General features: G+C 63.4%; 2 protein-coding genes. Both read left to right on the top strand.

Features of this window, described 5'->3' with window-relative positions; genetic code table 11:
- The first annotated feature begins 176 nt into the window (after positions 1-176).
- On the top strand, positions 177-1,730 hold the full coding sequence (istA, locus tag AC0L3L_RS36280) for an IS21 family transposase (protein ID WP_473642166.1): 1,554 nt from the start codon (positions 177-179) through the stop codon (positions 1,728-1,730).
- A 16-nt stretch (positions 1,731-1,746) separates the two neighbouring features.
- Positions 1,747-2,523 (top strand): IS21-like element helper ATPase IstB, encoded by a 777-nt coding sequence (gene istB, locus AC0L3L_RS36285; protein ID WP_473642168.1) that lies wholly within the window; start codon positions 1,747-1,749, stop codon positions 2,521-2,523.
- Positions 2,524-2,629 lie beyond the last annotated feature (106 nt).

Here is a 2,629-nt window from a genome sequence, read left to right on the forward strand (position 1 = left end):
TGCGTGTTTCAGAAATTCGCGGACACCGATTCCGCTAATTCGCGGACAGCGATTTCAGTAATTACGGGACAGTGATTCCGCTAATTCCCGGACAGTTTTCGGGGCGGATATAACGGTCGGTTCTCGGGAGCGCCGTTCTGGCATTTTGCCCTCTCATCATCGGGTTGAGAGGGGCCATGCCAAGACGGAAGCAAGCGAGACGAACGACAGTGAAAGAACTACGATCAATCCTGCGCCTGACGCATGAGCAGGGCCTCTCGGTGCGTGCGGTGTCGGAACGGCTGAAGATCAGCAAGACTTCGGTTTCGACCTATCTGTTGCGGGCACGTGAGGCCGGCATCTCGGACTGGCCGCTGCCGCCGGGCTGTGACCATGACGCATCGCTTGAGCGGCGTCTGTTTCGCCGGGTTGGCCGTCCGCCGCAGGATCTGGACGAGCCCGATTGGGCGATGATCTCGCGCGAGCTGAAGCGCAAGGGCGTGACGCTGACGTTGTTGTGGCAGGAATACCGCGCGGCGCACCCCGATGGTTATGGCTACACGTGGTTTTGCGACCGGTTCGGCGCTTTCCAGCGCCGGTCGAGCGCGACGTTCCGCAATCGCCACGAGGCGGGCGCGGTGATGCAGACCGACTATGCGGGCCACACCGTGCCCGTCGTCGATCCCGATACTGGCGTCATCTGCCAGGCTCAGATCTTCGTTGCGGTGCTGGGCGCGTCGTCCTTCACCTTCGCCCATGCCAGCTTCAGCCAGAAACTGCCGGACTGGATCGAGGGCCAGTGCCGGGCACTCACCTTCTTCGGTGGGGTAACGAAGGCGATCGTCTGCGACAATCTGAAGGCCGGCGTCGCCAAGGCGCTGTGGTTCGAGCCGACGCTCAACCAGACCTTCGCCGCCATGGCCGAATATTACGACACGACGATCCTGCCGACCCGCAGCCGCAAGCCGCGCGACAAGGGCAAGGTCGAGGGCGCGGTGCTGATCGTCGAGCGCTGGGTCCTGGCCCGGCTGCGCAACCGGCGCTTCTTCAGTCTCGGCGATCTCAACGCCGCGATCGCGGTGTTGCTGGAGGATCTGAACAACCGCCCCATGCGCCATGTCGGCAAAAGCCGCCGGGAGCTGTTCGAGGAGATCGAACGAACGGCCCTGTCGCCGTTGCCGCCGGCGCCGTTCGAATATGCGGAGTGGAAATCGGCGAAGGTGCATCCCGACTACCATGTCGAGATCGACAGGACCTTCTACTCGGTGCCGCACGCGCTGATCGGGCGGCGCGTGGATGTGCGGCTCACCCACCGGGTGGTCGAGCTCTTCCTTGATCACAAGCGCGTCGCCAGCCATGTCCGCCGCTCGCAGCGCTGCGGCCATGTCACCGTCAACGAGCATATGCCCAAGGCGCACCAGCGCTATGCCAACACGACGCCGGCGAACCTGATCCGGCAGGCAGCCGGGATCGGCGCCAACACTGCCATCCTGGTCGAGCGGATGATGCGCGACCGTCCCCATCCCGAGCAAGGATACCGCTCCGCGTTTGGCATCCTCTCGCTGGCCCGTCGCTACAAGCGCGATCGGCTCGAGGCAGCCTGCGCGCGGGCACTGACCATCAATGCGATCACCTACTCCTCCGTCAACGCCATCCTCAAATCCGGCCTCGACCGCGTGCCGCCCGCGGCCGAGCCGGTCAAGCCCACGCCATCGCACACCAACATCCGCGGCGGCTCCTATTATCAGTGAAGGAAGGAAACCAACCATGCTGACACACCCAACCCTCGATCAGATGCAGGCTCTCGGCCTTGGCGGAATGGCCGCCGCCTACCAGGACCTGGCCGACCAGAGCAACGCCGACGATCTCAGCCGCGACGAGTGGCTTGGCCTGATGCTCGATCGTGAAGCCGCCATGCGTGCCGACAAGCGTCTGACCAACCGTCTCGCCGTTGCCAGGCTGCGCTTTGCCGACGCCTGCATCGAGAACATCGACTTCGCCGCGCATCGCGGGCTCGATCGGCGCAATACGCTGTCGCTGGCCCAAGGCGCATGGCTGAAGGCGCATGAAAACCTCATCATCACCGGACAGACCGGCACCGGAAAGACCTGGCTGGCCTGCGCCTTCGGACGTCAGGCCGCCCGGCTCGACCATTCCGTGCTCTACCTGCGCATGCCGCGTCTGTTCGAGGATCTCGCCCTGGCGCGTCTCGACGGCCGCTTTCCCCGGCTCATCGACAAGCTGGCTCGGGTGCAACTGCTCATCCTTGACGACTGGGGCACCCACAGCCTGACCGACCAGCAGCGTCTCGATCTGCTGGAAATCTTCGAGGAACGCTATCGCCGGAAATCGACGCTGATCACCGCGCAACTGCCGATCGCCCAGTGGCATGCCATGATCGGCGAGCCGACAATCGCCGATGCCATTCTCGACCGGATCATCCACAACGCCCATCGCCTCACCCTCGAAGGCGACAGCATGAGAAAGCAAAAAGCACCGCCGCTCTTGACCGGCGCCGAAAACGGCGAAATCAATCGCAAATGAGTTCAACCAGGCAATCGAGGGCCGACCCCATCCTGCTGTCCGCGACTTAGTGAAACTGCTGTCCGCGATTTAGCGGAACGACTGTCCCGTTTTTGCGAAATACGCA

The organism is Mesorhizobium sp. WSM4849 (assembly GCF_055811385.1).